Origin of the sequence: Pseudomonas sp. D1HM (assembly GCF_019266105.1) — a bacterium.
GTDB classification, from domain to species: Bacteria; Pseudomonadota; Gammaproteobacteria; order Pseudomonadales; family Pseudomonadaceae; genus Aquipseudomonas; species Aquipseudomonas taetrolens.
This window is the reverse complement of sequence record NZ_LRMN01000009.1, coordinates 71052-87458: the sequence shown is the minus strand read 5'-3', so window position 1 is coordinate 87458 and position 16407 is coordinate 71052. Positions and strand designations below refer to the sequence as shown.

The following is a 16407-nucleotide window of genomic DNA, read 5'->3' as shown; positions in this document are numbered from 1 at the left end:
AACGTCGGTTCCTCGTTCACAGCTCGACGCGTTGAACCTGAACCATGCCGGCTCGCTCATACATTCGGCGAGCCCGCACGTTGTCCTGCATGACCCTCAGGTCGACCCAGGGCTCACCGCGCTGTTTGTATGCATCAAAGACCTGCGCCAGCAGTGCTCTGCCAATCCCTTGCCCTTGATAGCGCGCGTGTACGACCAAGTCTTTGAGATAAGCGCTGGTCCAGCCGTGTGCCACTCCGACCACGTCCCCGTCACGCATTGCGATAAAGCACAGCTGCGGGTCGTATTCGGCATCCCCGCGCCAGCGCTGACACCAGATAGCAAACGGTTCGAGGCTGCCGCTGGCGTCGGCATACCCCTGGCGGAGCAAGGCATGAACGGGCAGTAGCAGGTCATCGCGCAGGGTTACCAGGCTGACATGCGCAGGCCATTGCACAATGTTGAGCGCACCCCTCAGGTCTTTGCGCAACAGCAGGCCGTCAGAGTTCATCGGTTCAGTAACCTTGCTCGTTCACTGTACGAGCGGCAAGGATCAGGCATTGCGTCAGCTCGGGTGACGAGAACTTGGTCAGTACAGCGTTGGCCCCGGCCAGGCGCGCCTTCTCACTGTTCATCGCGCTGTTCAGCGAGGTGTGGAGCAGTACGTAAAGGTGGGCAAAATCCGGGGTGTCGCGCACGGTCCGGGTGAACGCATAACCGTCCATTTCGGACATCTCGATGTCAGACACCAGCACGTTGATCTGGTCCGGTGTGCCCTGCAGTTCCAGCAGGCGCTCGATGGCCTCTTTCGCGCTGCGCGCTGTGTGGCAATGCAGTCCCAGATTGCGCAGGGTAATGACCGATTGTTGCAGCGCCACTTGGCTGTCATCCACCACCAGGATTCGTGCGTTGGCCAGTAGTTGCGCCTCTTCAGGACTCAAGGCTGGCGGGGTCGCCTCCACGCGCGCCGGGGTAATACCGTGGATCACTTTTTCGATATCGAGCACTTGCACCAATACGCCATCGACCTGGGTGACACCGGTAATGTATGAGCGCTTGCCGGAGCCGTAGGGTGGTGGGCGAATATCGGTGCTCAAACAATGGATGATTTTGCTCACTGCCTGTACGTGCAAACCCTGTTTGGAGCGGCTGACCTCGGTGACGATCAGGCAGCCGCCTGCTGGATCCAGCAACGGTTGTTCACCGATGGCACGGCTCAAGTCGATCACCGATAAAGAGGCACCGCGCAACACGGCAATGCCTTTCACGTGAGGATGCGACTCAGGCATTTTCGTCAGCGGTGGGCAGGGGATGATTTCACTGACTTTCAACAGGTTGATCGCCATCAGCTTGCCGCTGCGCAAGGTAAACAGCAGCAGCGAAAGTGAATCTGCGCGGGCGGACTGGGATGACATAAAAACCTTCTAAAAACCAAGAGTGGCGGGCAATAGAGGGTTATCGACCTCTAAGCCTATTCCTGTAGCGCTGTTCTAGGCTACGTCCGACTGGGCAGCAGTCGTTATTTCAATCCCAAACGCTTGGCCATCCGCCCCAGGTTGGCCCGGTCCAGCCCCAGTTCGCGGGCGGCACTCGCCCAGTTGTGTTGATGACGTTCCAGGCAGGCGCTGATGATCTGGCGCTGATAGTTTTCAGTGGCCTGGCGCAGATCACCTGTAGCGTGCGGCACCTGTTCGGGGGCTTCCACGGCTGCGGTCTGGAGGGTTGTGGGCAAGTCCAGGTCAGCGGCGGTCAAGGTCAGGATGCGCGGGCGTGTGGTGCAATTACCCAGTGCCTTGAGTGCGCTGCGGCCAATCAGGTGTTCCAGTTCGCGCACATTGCCCGGCCAGGGGTAATGCACCAGAGCCGCTTGCGCGTCGGGGCTCAGGCGCAAGCTGCCCAGGCCCATGCGAGAACGGTTTTGCTCGAGAAAGAAACCGCTCAACAACAGCACGTCGCGCCCGCGTTCACGCAGGGCGGGCACATTCAGCGGGTAAACACTCAGGCGATGATAAAAGTCGGCACGGTAGCGACCGCTGCGCACTTCTTCGGCCAGATCGCGGTTGGTCGCGGCGATCAGGCGCACATCGACCTGGTGTTCCAGGTCTGAGCCCAGGCGCTGCAATTGCCCGCTCTGCAGCACCCGCAGCAGCTTGGCCTGTACCGTCAGTGACAGCTCCCCGACTTCATCCAGAAACAGGGTGCCGCCATTGGCCAGTTCGAACTTGCCCCGACGATCCTGGGTCGCCCCGGTAAAAGCGCCGCGTACATGGCCAAACAACTCGCTTTCCACCAAGGTGTCGGGGAGTGCCGCGCAGTTCAGGCTGATCATGGGTTTATCGGCCCGTGGCGAAGCCGCGTGGATGGCATTGGCCACCAGCTCTTTACCAACCCCGGTTTCGCCGGTGATCAACACGGTCAGGTCGCTACCACCCACCAGGGCGATTTCCTCGAGCAGGCGCTTGTGGACTTTGCTCTGGCCGATCAGCTCTTTGTTTGGCGAGCCGTTGGCCTGTCGATAGAGCTCGGCTCTCTGTTGCTCGTCTTCGACCCGCAAGGCCAGGCGCTCGATGCGTTGAGCGACATTGACCGTCGCGCCAGCAAGGCTGGCAAACGCCTGCAGGTCATCCAGGTCAATCGGCTCAAAGCGTTTCGGGTCCAGCGCATCCAGGGTCAGCAGGCCCCAGGGGCGTTCGTCGACAAACAGCGGGCAGCCCATGCAATCGTGCACCTCGAGATGCTCGGTCAAACCATCGACCAGGCCGTCGTAAGGGTCTGGCAGCTCACAGTTGCTGGGGAATCGAGTGGGGCCAGGACCGCTGAGCAATGCTTCGAAGCGTGGGTGCTCGCTGACTTTAAAGCGTCGACCCAGCGTATCGAGGCTTAAGCCATCGACGGCCAGCGGTACCAGCCATTCACCGTCCAGGCGCAGAAGTGCCGCGGCATCACACGGAAGCAGGGCGCGCAAGGTTTGCAGCAGGCGACGGTAACGCTCGCTTTCTGGCAGGTCGCGGGACAGGTCGGCGACCAAGGGAAGCAGTGCGGTTAATAAGGGTTTTGCAGTCATTTTGACCTCGTGTAGTCGAAGTGACTATAAGATAGCTGGAGTCATATTGACTATCTTTGTTGTAACCTACTGATTTTAAAGGGCATAAATGTTGGCATGAATACTGATTGGTAAAAGGCAGTTCAGTTAATGTCTACGTACTCAGGAGTCACTCTATGCTTACTGCTCAGGACCGTGCCATCGTCAAATCTACAGTCCCCCTGCTGGAAAGCGGCGGCGAAGCCTTGATCACCCACTTTTACCGCATGATGCTTTCAGAGCATCCTGAGGTCCGCTCCCTGTTCAACCAGGCGAATCAGGCCAGTGGGGATCAGCCGCGAGCGCTGGCTAATGGCGTATTAATGTATGCCCGGCACATCGATCAGCTCGACCAATTGGGTGATCTGGTGGCCAAGATCATCAACAAGCACGTTGCCCTGCAAATCCTCCCCGAGCATTACCCGATTGTCGGCAGTTGTTTGCTGCGGGCAATTGAGGAAGTCCTGGGCAGTGACATTGCCACGCCTGAAGTACTCGCCGCCTGGGGCGCAGCCTACAACCAATTGGCCGATATCCTGATTGGCGCCGAAGCGGCCATCTATGACGAAAAAGCGGCAGCTCCAGGCGGCTGGCGGGGTGGACGTGCGTTCAAGCTGGCCGCCAGGGTCCAGGAAAGCGCAGAAATCACCTCGTTCTATTTCCGTCCTGTGGATCAGCAACCGATTCTCGATTTCGCACCGGGTCAGTACATCGGCATGAAGTTGATGATTGATGGCGAAGAAGTTCGACGCAATTATTCATTGTCGGCGTTGGCCCAGGTTGGCCGTTATCGCATCAGCGTCAAGCGCGAAACCGGTGGTGTGGTGTCGAACTACCTGCATGATCGCTTGCAGGTCGGTGACACCCTGGAGCTGTTCCCGCCGGCGGGTGAGTTCACGCTGACCGCCAGCGAAAAACCGCTGGTGCTGATCAGTGGCGGTGTGGGCATTACCCCGACGCTGTCGATGCTGGAGGCCGCGTTGGCGACCCAGCGCCCGATTCACTTCATTCACTGCGCCCGCAATGCCAATGTGCACGCGTTCCGCAACTGGGTCGATGAGCTGGCTGAGCAACACCCGCAACTGCATCGCTTCTACTGTTATGCCGAGCCGGACGAGCAGGGGCCAGCGGCCGATCACGTGGGTCTGCTGACCGAGGACGTGCTCGCCAAGTGGTTGCCCCAAGAGCGTGATGTCGATGCTTATTTCCTGGGCCCTAAAGGGTTCATGAGCGTGGTCAAGCGCCAGCTCAAAGCGTTGGGTGTACCAGAGAAGCAAAGCCGTTATGAGTTCTTCGGCCCGGCCGCTGCCCTAGAGTAACCTGCCCGGGCGGGTATTAATCCTGCGGGAGCGAGGCAATCTCGCTCTCGCCATCGGCTACCGGGGCATTCCCCCTTAATCTTTCATTAATCCCCCTGCGACACGTTCCGTGCACAGTTCTCATACATTCAGGCCGTGGCTCTGGGTGTAAACTGTGCGGTTTGTGAAAGCTGCAAAACCATCGACACAATCAGGTTAAGGGACGCGGGATGACGGAAGACAAGATGCGGTTGGGCCGGGAGAAGCGTTTTCTGGTCCTGCTGGGGCTGATCTGCCTGGCACTGATCGGCGGTGCGCTGTACATGCAAATCGTGCTCGGTGAGGCGCCTTGCCCGCTGTGCATCCTGCAGCGTTACGCCTTGCTGTTGATCGCGATTTTCGCCTTTGTTGGCGCGGCAATGCCCACCCGGCGTAGCCTCACGGTATTAGAAGGGTTGGTGGTGCTCAGCGCCATCGGCGGGATCGTCGCCGCCGGGCGCCACGTTTTTATCTTGGCCAATCCGGCGGTCAGCTGTGGCCTGGATGTGTTGCAGCCGATTGTGGACGACCTGCCTCTGGCGACGGTCTTCCCGCTGGGGTTCCAGGTTGACGGCTTTTGCTCGACGGCCTATCCGCCGGTTCTCGGCCTGTCGCTGGCGCAGTGGGCATTGCTCGCCTTCGTGTTGACCAGCGTGCTGGTACCGCTGGGCATTTACCGGAATCGCAAATAATCCCGCCCGGACGATTGAGTCCGGCAGACGGCCCCGTACCTCTCGTGGGGGGACGGGGCTTTTTTTTGCCTGAAGGAAAATGTCAACAGGGCGTGAATCGGCCCGCTAAATAAGGGGTGCGACACTGCGACATATTGTCACGCGAGGTGGTGCGCAGGTCGCATCCCTGTCTGACAAAAGAAGCGCCAGGAGCATCGTGGAGGGCGTTCGGGCTGAGGCGTTTTGACGCTGATCACAGACTTGAAAATGACGCCGCGGCACTCCATGGAAAAACGCTGTAGCCCTCTTTATTTGGGCATTACGGCGGGTTGTCCATGAGCTTGCAGTGCGCTAAAAAGGGGCGCTGTGATGCGGGTAAGTAGCGTGCTACAAGAACGGAGTCTGAGTGTGCTTTAACGCAAATTGTAAAAATAGTCATTGATTGTTACGGCAACCGAGAAGAATTATTTCTAGATAAGACATGGTTTATAGAGAGCTACCTAACTACAATCGCCCGCACTGAACGTCCAGCCTGCTCATCCCTGAGCCCAAGCGGGGAGTTGACGGTCGTCTGGGCAGTTCATGACAGATGTCCCATGCGATTCCCAGGTACTGGCAACCCTTCTAAGTTCCGCACCAAATGGAATTGGTCTGAGACAAGGCCATTGACCACGTATCGAATAAGAAATCACTGCTAGCCCAGGATTTGCCCACTCGCCAAATGGTGATAGAGCAGGCCCTTATTCAATTCCGGAAAATTGCCAACCCTTGGCAGGGTGAAGTGTTGGCGAAACAACCAACTGCATTGTGCAAGCTGTTTTAGAGGTCGTGAGATGACTAAAAAAAGGTACCCCAGACTCTTTGGCTTATTGCCACTTTTCGGCACGTTGCTGCTGGGAGGCTGCAATATGACGTTGCTCGATCCGGTCGGGCAGGTCGGCATCGATGAAAAGAATCTGATCATCACTGCAACATTGCTCATGCTCTTGGTCGTGATCCCGGTGATCGCGATGACTTTCATCTTCGCGTGGAAATACCGGGCGTCGAACACGAAAGCCACCTACACACCGAAATGGTCGCACTCCACCAAGATCGAAGTCGTGATCTGGACTGTTCCTATCCTGATCATCATTGCTCTGGGCGTGATCACCTACAAGTCGACTCACGCACTGGACCCGTATCGTCCGCTCGAGTCTGACGTCAAGCCGATTACCATCGAAGTGGTGGCAATGGACTGGAAGTGGATGTTCATCTACCCGGAACAGGGTATCGCCACCGTCAACAAGATCGTGTTCCCGGCCAACACCCCGGTCAATTTCCGTATCACCTCTGACACGGTCATGAACTCGTTCTTCATTCCAGGCCTGGGCGGTCAGATCTACGCCATGGCCGGCATGACGACCAAGCTGCACCTGATTGCCAACCGCAACGCTGAAATGGAAGGCATCTCTGCCAACTACAGCGGTGCCGGTTTCACTGGCATGAAATTCAAAGCGATCGCGACTTCTCAGGCTGACTTCGATGCCTGGGTAAGTGAAGTCAAAGCGTCACCTAAACAGCTTGATGAAGCTGCATATGCCGCCTTGTCCGTCTCCAGTCAGAACAATCCCGTGGAGCTGTTCTCCTCGTACACACCGAACCTGTTTCAGAAAATCGTCGACAAGTACGAAGGTATGACACCAGGCAAGCCGGTCAAGCACGAGAAGAAAGAAGTGGCCGGGAATGACGTGGTGGACACAAGTTCGCATTCAGCTGCCGGGGCAGAGGAGTAAACGATGTTTGGTAAATTAAGTTGGGAAGCGGTCCCGTTCCACGAGCCGATTGTCATGGTCACCATTGCCATGATCGCGCTTGGTGGTCTGGCGCTGTTTGCAGCACTCACGTACTACAAAAAGTGGACCTACCTGTGGACTGAATGGCTAACGTCAGTCGACCACAAGAAAATCGGCGTGATGTACATCATCGTTGCCATGGTCATGCTGCTGCGCGGCTTTGCCGACGCCGTCATGATGCGTACCCAGTTGGCCATGGCCACCGAGGGCTCGCCTGGCTACCTGCCGCCTGAACACTATGACCAGATCTTCACCGCTCACGGTGTGATCATGATCATCTTCATGGCGATGCCATTCTTCACCGGCCTGATGAACCTTGCAGTGCCGCTGCAGATTGGCGCACGTGACGTGGCTTACCCGTTCCTGAACTCCCTGAGCTTCTGGCTGCTGGTATCCGGCGTTGTGCTGATTAACCTGTCGCTGGGCGTCGGCGAGTTCGCCAAGACCGGCTGGGTTGCCTATCCACCGTTGTCGGGCTTGCAGTACAGCCCTGGCGTGGGGATGGACTACTACATCTGGGCGCTACAGCTATCGGGGTTGGGTACGACGTTAACCGGGGTTAACTTCCTGGCGACCGTACTGAAGATGCGTACCCCAGGCATGAAACTGATGGACATGCCGATCTTCACCTGGACCTGCACCTGGGCCAACGTCCTGATCGTGGCTTCGTTCCCGATCCTGACGGCTACCCTGGCACTGCTGACACTTGACCGCTACATGGATTTCCACATTTTCACCAATGAACTTGGTGGCAATCCAATGATGTACGTCAACCTGTTCTGGGCATGGGGTCACCCTGAGGTGTACATCCTGATTCTGCCAGCGTTCGGGATCTTCTCTGAAGTCATCTCCACGTTCACCGGCAAGCGTCTGTTCGGTCACCACTCGATGGTCTACGCCTCCGGCGCGATCTCGGTACTGGGCTTCATGGTTTGGCTGCACCACTTCTTCACCATGGGTTCGGGGGCCAGCGTCAACGCCTTCTTCGGCCTGGCGACGATGCTGATTTCGATCCCGACCGGGGTGAAGCTATTCAACTGGCTATTCACCATCTACCAGGGCCGTCTGCGCTTCACCAGCCAGGTTCTGTGGACCCTGGGCTTCATGGTGACCTTCGCTATCGGCGGCATGACTGGCGTACTGCTGGCCATCCCGGGTGCTGACTTCGTACTGCACAACAGCCTGTTCGTAATTGCTCACTTCCATAACGTGATCATCGGCGGCGCGGTATTCGGTTACATCGCAGGCTTCGGCTTCTACTTCCCTAAAGCGTTCGGCTTCAAACTGAACGAGAAGTGGGGCAAGGCAGCGTTCTGGTTCTGGTGCGTCGGCTTCTTCGTGGCCTTCATGCCGCTCTACGCACTGGGCTTCATGGGCATGACCCGTCGTCTGAACGCCAGCACCAACCCTGAGTGGGTGCCTTACCTGTACGTTGCTCTGTTCGGCGCGGCACTGATCGCTATCGGTATCGCCTGCCAACTGATCCAGCTGTACGTCAGTATCCGCGACCGCAAGCTGGCAGAGAACGTCTGTGAGCACGGCGATCCGTGGAATGCACACACGCTGGAATGGTCGACTTCGTCGCCACCACCGTTCTACAACTTTGCTGTACTGCCAAAAGCTGACGGTATCGACCCGTTCACCGAAGCCAAGGAAAACGGTACTGCGTACCAGGCTCCGGCCAAGTACTCGCCGATTCACATGCCTAACAACACCGCGACCGGTGTGTACATGGGTGCGTTGCTGACCGTGTTCGGTTTCGCAATGATCTGGCACATCTGGTGGTTGGCGATCGTTGGTCTGGTAGGCACTGTCGTGGTCTTCGTTGCCCACGCTGCCCGTGACGACCAGGGCTACATGGTGCCGGTCGAGACCATCGAGCGTATCGAGGCCGAGCAGCACAAGCGTCTGGTAGCCGCCAAAGCAATCCCGGCTACTCGTGTTGAAACCAAGTTGGAACAGGCTTAAACCATGTCGAACTTAGCGACTCATGCTGGAAACGCTCATGGTCATGACCATGAGCACGATGATCATCACCACGATTCGGGCGAGACAACCATTTATGGTTTCTGGCTCTACCTGATGACCGACTGCATCTTGTTTGCGTCGATCTTCGCGGTATACGCGGTATTGGTGAACAACGTTGCAGGTGGCCCGTCGGGCCACGACATCTTCGAACTGCCTTATGTGCTGGGTGAAACGGCCCTGCTGCTGTTCAGCTCGATCACCTACGGCTTCGCCATGCTGGCGTTGTTCAAGGGCAAGAAGCCGCAGGTGCTGTTCTGGCTGGCCATGACGTTCCTGCTCGGTGCAGGCTTCATCGCCATGGAAATCAACGAGTTCCACCTGTTGATCTCCGAGGGCTACGGCCCTAGCCGTTCGGGCTTCCTGTCCGGCTTCTTCACCCTGGTCGGTACCCACGGTCTGCACGTGACCAGCGGTCTGATCTGGATGGCGATCATGATGTATCAGGTGCAGAAAAACGGCCTGACCTCGACCAACAAGACGCGCCTGAGCTGCCTGAGCCTGTTCTGGCACTTCCTGGACGTGGTGTGGATCTGCGTATTCACCGTTGTTTACCTGATGGGGACTTTGTAATGGCTAACGCACATTCCGACGGCGCCAACCACGGCAGCGTGAAGTCCTATGCGATCGGCTTCATCCTGTCGGTGATCCTGACCGTTATTCCGTTCGGGCTGGTGATGTACCCATCGCTGCCCAAACTCACCACTCTGGCGATCGTGCTGTTGTTCGCTGTCGTGCAAGTGGTTGTTCACCTGGTGTACTTCCTGCACCTGGACCGTTCGCCAGCACAACGCAACAACGTCACGGCGCTGGTATTCGCAGCCCTGGTTATTGTGCTGCTGGTGGGCTTGTCCCTGTGGATCATGTTCAGCATCCACACTGAAATGATGGCGAAGTGAGGTAAGACCCGATGTCCTTTAAGCACTTTATCCAAATCACCAAACCGGGGATCATTTTCGGTAACGTGCTTTCTGTGGCAGGCGGGTTCTTCCTGGCCTCGAAGGGGCATTTTGACCTTGCCCTGTTCCTGGCCGCGGTGATCGGCACTTCGCTGGTGGTGGCGTCCGGTTGCGTGTTCAACAACTGCATCGACCGTGACATCGACATCAAGATGGACCGCACCAAAAACCGCGTGCTGGTACAAGGCCTGATTTCCCTCAAGGTGGCACTGATTTACGCCACCTTGCTGGGCGTCGCCGGTCTTGTCCTGCTGTATCGCGTGGCCAACCCGCTGGCGGCCTTGTTCGCTGCGATTGGCTTCGTGATCTACGTCGGTTTGTACAGCCTGTACTTCAAGCGCAAGTCGGTTCACGGCACGCTGATTGGCAGTCTGTCCGGTGCGATGCCGCCCGTTATCGGCTACGTGGCTGTGAGCAACAGCTTCGACATGGCCGCACTGACCCTGTTGGTGATGTTCAGCCTGTGGCAGATGCCGCATTCCTACGCGATTGCAATCTTCCGCTTCAACGATTACCTGGCCGCATCGATTCCGGTGTTGCCAGTGAAGCGCGGGATCAAAGTTGCCAAGAAGCACATCCTGCTCTACATCCTCGCGTTCCTGATTGCGACCTTGATGCTCACCCTCGGCGGTTACGCCGGCATGAGCTACATGGCCGTGGCAGCCGCGATGGGCATGTACTGGTTGTACATGGCCTGGACAGGCTACAAGGCAGTGGATGACAAGGTCTGGGCACGCAAGCTGTTCGTGTTCTCGATCTTCACCATCACCGCCCTGAGCGTCATGATGTCTCTGGACTTCAAAGTGCCGAGTGAGTTGCTACTGACTTACGCGCACTAAGACAGCCAGACCAAAAAGCCCCGCCTTCGACAAGAAGCGCGGGGCTTTTTTTGCACCCTGTTTTTTACGCGGGTCGAACCTTGACCATCGCTATTACTGGCAGTACATCGGGCGCGATGGCTGGCGTGCGGTAGCCGGCAAGCCCCCTGTGCCTTCTCAAGCAGCTTTGCCGGGCGACTCTTTTGCGCATCCGGCGGCACCGCAGTCCAGCAGATCGAGGCCAGCTCTCTGGCCAGGCGCGATTTGTAGGCTAAGGCAGGCACGGGTATATAGGTGTTGGACTGGGTTTCACAGCATGACAATCCTTGTACGAGAAACGGCGCGGTCAATGTCTTTACCGGTTTTTGAGCGGGCCGAAGTCTATCCCGATCAAAGCACATGTCGCACATGCGTTTAATCGCATTTGTGATCTTGGGTTGAGAGCTCTGCTTTGCTGCAGCCTGCCGCGTACTAAGGTGTAGCCAGGGTTTTTATCTAATGAGGGGGTGATGCATGACCACGATCAAAAGTGAACAGCCACTGACACCGCAAACAGTGATCGAGTTCTGGACGCAGGCCGGTCCCAAGCACTGGTTCGCCAAAAGTGAGGCGTTCGATAAGCGGTTTCGCGAGACCTTTTTCACGGCTCACTTTCAGGCCGCCCGACGTGAGCTGGAACACTGGGCCGGCGATGCCGAGGGCGCGTTGGCATTGCTCATCCTGTTGGATCAATACCCGCGCAACGCTTTTCGCGGCACGGCTCATATGTTCGCGACCGACCCGCTGGCACGTGTGTATGCCCGCCAAATGATCGACGCCGGGCTGGATAAACACATCGACGCCTCGTTGCGACTGTTTTGCTATTTGCCGTTCGAGCATTCAGAAGAGGCTGCGGATCAGCAGCTGTCGCTGGCATTGCATCGACAGCTGAGCCCCGAGCTCGACAAATGGGCTAAAGAGCACGCCGAGATCATTGAACGCTTTGGACGCTTTCCTCACCGCAACGCAATGCTCGGTCGGCAGACCTCAGAGGCTGAGCGGGCATTCCTGGAGAGTGGCGGGTTTGCCGGGTAACTAACCCGGCGTTGTTAGCCAAGCCCTCAGAAGTCTGCCTTGAGCGACATCACCAGGTTGCGGGGCTCGCCATAGAAGTTACCGAATCCTTCGGTGCCGACGGTTGCGTAATAACGCTTGTCGAACAGGTTGTTGCCATTCAGGGCAACGGACCAGGTGTCGTCGATGCGGTAGCCGATACGGCCGTTCCAGATGGCATACCCGGATTGGCTGATGTCGTTGCCGCTGATGGGGGAAACCCGGTAGTTGCGGCTTTGGGCATTGACGCCGGCGCCGACAGTGACGCGCTCCAGAGGGCCGCTGAGCGCGTAATCGGCCCAGACCCGCAGCAGGTGCCGGGGAACGTACGAGTTATAGGACAGCCCGTCCTGAGTGGCATCGGCGTCTTCCAGCACCTTGGTCTGGGTGTAGGTATAGCCCGCCAGCAACTGCAAGCGGTCGATGACTTCGCCGCTGACTTCGGCTTCGAAACCTTGGGCGCGGACTTTGCCAGAGTTTTGCGAGCAGCTGCTGTCCGGGCAGGCCGGGTCATCCTGGGCGGCGTCTTTCTGTACGGTGCGGAACAGGTTGAAGGCGCTGTTCAGCCTGCCGTCAAACCATTCGCCCTTGATCCCTAGTTCATAGCTCTGCCCGATCAATGGCTTGAGCGTGGCCCCCGTAATGGTTTTGTAATTGCCTTGGGGAGTGAAGATGTCGGTGTAGCTGGCATAGGTGGTCAGGTTGTCGTTAAGGTCGAACAAGATGCCGGCAAACGGGGTGACTTGCCCACTTTCTCTCGATTCGGAACGCAAAGGCGTACCTTCACCCCGGTAGTACGACACGCTTTCGTTTTCGGATTTGTACCAGCTCACGCGGCTGCCCAGTACAAAGGTCAGCGGGTCGGCCAGTTTCAGGCGGACCGTGGAGTAGGCCCCGTATTGCTTGACCCGCATGTCGACCGGGCCGCCCCGGGAGGCATTGGCCAGGTAGTAACTTTCGTCCGGTTGCGCAAGATGGTGGTTGGGGTTCAACACATCCTGGCGGTCGGGCAACAGCGCTACCGCGTAGAAATCATCCTTTCGCGAGTGGCTGGCGTTGGCGCCGACGATCAGCTCGTGCTGTTGGCCAAAGGCGTCGAATTTGCCATCTACATAGGCATCAAAACCGTAGTCGGTCTGGTCGTAGTCATAGATGCTGCCGATCATCGGGGTGCTGGACTGAGTGCTGCCGACCGGTACCGACCCGCTGGGGAAGGCATACTCCATGTCCTGGGTGTTTTTCGAGTAAACCCCGGCGACCTTGAGTGCCCAGTCATCATTGAAGGTGTGCTTCATGTCGCCAAAGAAGGTGGTTCGCTGACTGCGCTGCTGGTTCCAGGCGGTGTTCAGGCACGTGGAGCGCTTGAGTTTCAGGTCGCTGCCATCGGCATAGCGCGGCAGCCCGCCCCAGCAGGGCGTGGCATCCACATCTTCATAGGCGATACCGACTCCCACGGTGGTGTCGGGGCTCAGGTCATAATCCAGCGCACCATAGTAAATCTGGTCTTTGCGATCCCCGATATCATAGAAATACTGGCGCGTTTGCTGAGTGACCACGGCTCGCCCGCGCAAGGTGCCGTCCTCGTTGAGGGGGCCGCCGGTATCTATTTGCCCGCGATAATTGTCCCAAGTGCCAGCCGACAACGACAGTTGGGTATGGGGCGTGTATTCACCGCGTTTGCGCACGAAGTTCACCGCCCCTGCAGTGCCCCCGGCACCTTTCATCATCCCGGCGGCACCGCGCAATACTTCGACCCGGTCATAGATCGCCATATCGCTGCTAAAACTGTCGGCTTGCACATAGCTGCTGCCGATATCCAGCGGTACACCGTCGTATTGATATTGGCCGGTCATGCGGAAACCACGGGAGTAGAAGTACTTGCCCCCCATCGGGGAGTCATAGACCGTGATGCCCGGGGTTTTCTCCATGACTTGTTCGATGGTGTTCAGGTTCTGGTCATCGAGCATTTTGCGTGTGATGACGGTGACCGATTGCGGGGTTTCCTTGAGGGTGTGGGCACCCTTGCCGATGGTCACCGTTCTGGGCGTATACGACCCTGAGCCTTCACTGGTGGGGTCGAGGCTGCGCTCGACAATGCTGGTGACGCCCAATTGCAACGCTCCGCTGTCCTGTGCGGCGGGTTCGACGCTGAAGTTGCCCTGGCCGGTGATTCGCAACTGCAGCTGACTGCCCGTGAGCGCTCTGTTCATTGCCTGTTCCGGCGACATCCGACCGATCACTGCTGGCGCCTGTTTGCCCTGTACCAGCGCAGGCTCAAGCGAGACGATCTGGCCGCTCTTGCTGGCGATGGCATTTAGCGTGTTGCCCAAGGGGCCGGCCGGCAGATTGAAGCTCAGTTCTTGTGCCTGCACCGGGGCAGGGCTCGCCAGAGTTGCCAGGGCAACGGCGACAGATAGGGTGTAGGGCCACGGGTTGAGCACAGCATTCTCCTGATCGTGTGGAAGTCTCAGGAGATAGGTGGGCTGAGAAATGAAAACCGGACACAAATAAGATTCATTTTCATAAAAAGATGATCCAGGTCTCGCCGCTGGACTATCGCGTACCTATCAAGGTTAGCCATGGGCCATAACGGTCCACGCGAATCGGCAGGGTTTCCGCCAGCGCGGTGAGGGTGCGTTCGGGGTCGTTGAGCGGGAAAACCCCCTGAACCCGCAACTGCCGGACCTCGGGTGCCACCCGCACGAACCCTCGGCAATAAGGCCGCAAGGCATCGACCACGTGCTGCAGTGGCTCGTCCAGCACATTCAGCCTTCCGTTCAACCAGTCGGCACGGCGGCGCTGGTCTCCAGTGACAGGAACGATGCTCGTGGCATTCATTTCAGCGGACTGGCCCTCTTGTAGCTCGAGCGTGACGCCATTGAACAACCGTGCCTGGACGCTGTGCTGAAGCACCACGACTCTTGTCGCAGAGGTTTGCTGGGAGACCAGAAAACGCGTACCGAGCGCCTGTACTTCACCTTCAGCCGTCCGTACCCGCAGCGGACGCAAGGGATCGGATGCCACCTGAATCACCAGTTCGCCGTGGTGCAGCACGATCAACCGTTGACGCTCATCAAAGTGCAGGCTCACTGCGCTGTTGGCGTTCAGGCTCAGGCGACTGCCGTCAGCCAGGCTGTAGTTTTGCTGCTGACCACGGCCAGTGGACAGATCCGCCAACAGCGAATCGCCCATCGGGCTACGAGCCCCCAGCCACAAACCGCCGCCGAGCAACCCTAGGCCGGTGATTGCACGCAGCGCATCACGTCGCGTGCTGTTGGGTTGCAGCAATAGTTGGCGGGCTTCGCCGGCCTGGCCGGGCACGCGTTTATCCAGCGCGCGCACGGTGTTGAAAGAACCAGCAAGACGCTCCTGCAGTGTTGCCCAGGCTTGAGCGTGTGCCGGGTCCTGTGCCAGCCACGCATTGAAGCGCTCCAGCAGCGCCGCATCGGGTGTGCCGGCGCGCAGCTTCACCATCCAGTCAATGCTCTGTTCGCTGATCGGGTCCAGGCGCGGCTTGCTCATGGGGCCCCTTCGCTCAGGTAGCACTGACGCAATGCCTGTTTCATGTACCGGCTGACCGTGCGCTCAGACAGCCCCAGCTTGTGCGCAATCGCCACATAACTCAGGCCATCCAGCTGGCTGTAAAGGAAAGTCGCTTTGACCACCATGGGCAAACCGTCGATAGCCCGATCAATGGCCACCAAGGCCTCGATCAACTGCAACTGCTCTTCGGGCGACGGCGCTACGGCTTCGGGGAGCAAGGCCAGACGTTCCAGATACGCCGTTTCCAGCTTGCGCCGTCGATGGCGATCGAATATCAGCCGTCGGGCGATGGTTGCCAGGTAAGCCCGAGGCTGCTCAATGCTGTCGGGATCAACCCTGGCCATGAGCATCTGGCAAAACGTATCCGCAGCGGTGTCTTCAGCATCTGCATGATTGCGCAGACGTCGCTGAAGATGCTGCAACAGCCAACGATGATGATCGCTGAAAAAGAAGCCCAGCTTGCGGGAAGGAAGAGGTTGCACCGTCGGTAATCCAGAGGTGAGTGCGAATAGTTCTCAATAGTAGCGGCGAGATGATGGCTACTGCAATCACTGACTGCGAAGAGGCGGGGCGTGGTCAGAACATCATGCCTGTCACGACTGGGGAAAGACCCGGCAAGCAGGCATAATCGCCGGCTGAGCCAGAACATCCTTGTCGCGTGCAATGCCTGAAGTGGAGCTGCCCATGAAACCCCTCGCCTTACTGACCTTCGCCATGCTCCTCAATGCCGGCCTGTACAGCGGCATGGCAGCGGCGGCAGGCGATGCCGAGGCTGGCGCGAAGCTGTTCACCAAGACCTGCGGCGGCTGTCACAGCGTGGGAGAGAACGCCCGGGGATCGTTTGGTCCGCAGCTCAATGGCGTGATTGGCCGGGCTGCCGGGTCGACCGCCGACTATCAATACTCCGAGGCAATGAAAAACTCCGGCGTAGTCTGGACCCGAGAGAAGCTGGCGGCGTACATCGAGTCCCCAAAGAAAGTTGTCAGCGGCACCCGCATGATTTTCTGGGGGATCAGCGATCAGGAGAAAATCGACAATTTGCTGGCCTACCTGGAAACGTTCTAGGGGC

Annotated in this window: 15 protein-coding genes; 9 read left to right on the top strand and 6 right to left on the bottom strand. The window is 58.1% G+C overall.

The genetic code is table 11. The features are described from left to right. Positions 1-16 precede the first annotated feature (16 nt). The 3 genes from AWM69_RS13025 to norR form a co-directional block, all read right to left on the bottom strand. Positions 17-490 (bottom strand): GNAT family N-acetyltransferase, encoded by a 474-nt coding sequence (locus AWM69_RS13025; protein WP_218727093.1) that lies wholly within the window; start codon positions 488-490, stop codon positions 17-19. Between the two features lie 4 nt (positions 491-494). Further along, a complete protein-coding gene (locus AWM69_RS13020; protein WP_131652232.1) occupies positions 495-1394 on the bottom strand; it encodes a chemotaxis protein in 900 nt (299 codons plus the stop codon). Positions 1395-1498: 104 nt separating this feature from the next. Next, positions 1499-3043: a nitric oxide reductase transcriptional regulator NorR gene (gene norR / locus AWM69_RS13015; RefSeq protein WP_218727091.1), complete on the bottom strand. Its 1545-nt coding sequence runs from the start codon at positions 3041-3043 to the stop codon at positions 1499-1501. A gap of 155 nt (positions 3044-3198) precedes the next feature. Here norR and hmpA point away from each other — a divergent pair, with 155 nt between their 5' ends. The 8 genes from hmpA (at position 3199) to AWM69_RS12975 (ending at position 11777) form a co-directional block, all read left to right on the top strand. Further along, complete coding sequence (gene hmpA / locus AWM69_RS13010) at positions 3199-4380, top strand: NO-inducible flavohemoprotein (RefSeq protein WP_218727089.1); 1182 nt, start codon at positions 3199-3201, stop codon at positions 4378-4380. A 209-nt stretch (positions 4381-4589) separates the two neighbouring features. After that, positions 4590-5090 carry a disulfide bond formation protein B gene (locus AWM69_RS13005; RefSeq protein WP_218727087.1) on the top strand — a complete coding sequence of 167 codons (501 nt, stop codon included), beginning with the start codon at positions 4590-4592 and terminating at the stop codon, positions 5088-5090. 812 nt (positions 5091-5902) lie between these two features. Beyond that, the gene (cyoA, locus tag AWM69_RS13000; protein ID WP_048378131.1) at positions 5903-6841 is read left to right on the top strand and encodes a ubiquinol oxidase subunit II; all 939 of its coding nucleotides are present in this window, start codon (positions 5903-5905) and stop codon (positions 6839-6841) included. Positions 6842-6844: 3 nt separating this feature from the next. Continuing rightward, entirely contained in the window at positions 6845-8869 is a 2025-nt protein-coding gene (gene cyoB, locus AWM69_RS12995; RefSeq protein WP_218727086.1) for a cytochrome o ubiquinol oxidase subunit I, read from the top strand. 3 nt (positions 8870-8872) lie between these two features. Then, the gene (locus AWM69_RS12990; RefSeq protein ID WP_048378129.1) at positions 8873-9499 is read left to right on the top strand and encodes a cytochrome o ubiquinol oxidase subunit III; all 627 of its coding nucleotides are present in this window, start codon (positions 8873-8875) and stop codon (positions 9497-9499) included. Then, positions 9499-9825, top strand: coding sequence for a cytochrome o ubiquinol oxidase subunit IV (cyoD, locus tag AWM69_RS12985; protein ID WP_218727084.1), 327 nt, complete (start codon positions 9499-9501; stop codon positions 9823-9825). The genes AWM69_RS12990 and cyoD overlap by 1 nt, the downstream gene beginning before the upstream one ends. A gap of 11 nt (positions 9826-9836) precedes the next feature. Continuing rightward, positions 9837-10724 (top strand): heme o synthase, encoded by an 888-nt coding sequence (cyoE, locus tag AWM69_RS12980; RefSeq protein WP_131652235.1) that lies wholly within the window; start codon positions 9837-9839, stop codon positions 10722-10724. Positions 10725-11216: 492 nt separating this feature from the next. Beyond that, positions 11217-11777: a DUF924 family protein gene (locus tag AWM69_RS12975; RefSeq protein WP_218727082.1), complete on the top strand. Its 561-nt coding sequence runs from the start codon at positions 11217-11219 to the stop codon at positions 11775-11777. Positions 11778-11803: 26 nt separating this feature from the next. On the opposite strand, the gene AWM69_RS12970 is transcribed toward AWM69_RS12975, so the two are convergent. From AWM69_RS12970 to AWM69_RS12960, 3 genes are all read right to left on the bottom strand, one after another. Continuing rightward, positions 11804-14236: a TonB-dependent receptor gene (locus AWM69_RS12970; RefSeq protein ID WP_218727080.1), complete on the bottom strand. Its 2433-nt coding sequence runs from the start codon at positions 14234-14236 to the stop codon at positions 11804-11806. Positions 14237-14348: 112 nt separating this feature from the next. After that, on the bottom strand, positions 14349-15317 hold the full coding sequence (locus tag AWM69_RS12965; RefSeq protein ID WP_218727078.1) for a FecR domain-containing protein: 969 nt from the start codon (positions 15315-15317) through the stop codon (positions 14349-14351). After that, on the bottom strand, positions 15314-15820 hold the full coding sequence (locus tag AWM69_RS12960) for a sigma-70 family RNA polymerase sigma factor (RefSeq protein WP_131652241.1): 507 nt from the start codon (positions 15818-15820) through the stop codon (positions 15314-15316). Before AWM69_RS12960 ends, AWM69_RS12965 begins: the two co-directional genes overlap by 4 nt. A gap of 202 nt (positions 15821-16022) precedes the next feature. On the opposite strand from AWM69_RS12960, the gene AWM69_RS12955 reads away from it, so the two are divergent. Continuing rightward, positions 16023-16403 carry a cytochrome c family protein gene (locus AWM69_RS12955; protein ID WP_218727076.1) on the top strand — a complete coding sequence of 127 codons (381 nt, stop codon included), beginning with the start codon at positions 16023-16025 and terminating at the stop codon, positions 16401-16403. The last annotated feature ends 4 nt before the right edge of the window (positions 16404-16407 follow it).